Source organism: Aliivibrio sp. S2TY2 (assembly GCF_028765525.1).
GTDB classification, from domain to species: Bacteria; Pseudomonadota; Gammaproteobacteria; order Enterobacterales; family Vibrionaceae; genus Aliivibrio; species Aliivibrio finisterrensis_A.
In genome coordinates, this window is sequence record NZ_JARACS010000055.1 from 1 (window position 1) to 226 (window position 226).

A 226-nucleotide genomic window follows, 5' to 3' on the forward strand; every position below is an offset into this window, starting at 1 on the left:
AGCGACGGGCAGCGATACGGCAGACGTTGATTTGGTGGCGCCAGGTGATGGTGAAGGCGACAACGGCGGTGATGTTGCACCAACGGTTCTTATCGATTCTGGTGAGGATGACACCATCAATGCGGCGGAAAAAGACGCGGGTGTTACGGCAAGTATTGAGCTACCAGAAGGTACGAACATTGCAGAAGACAGTGTGGTTGTAACCTTCTCAGATGGCACAACAGAC

General features: G+C 53.1%; 1 protein-coding gene. It reads left to right on the forward strand.

Translation table 11 applies throughout. The annotated features are described in order from the left end of the window. Positions 1–226 (forward strand): hypothetical protein (locus PVK63_RS19975; RefSeq protein ID WP_274440990.1); only part of this gene is annotated, 226 nt, incomplete at both ends.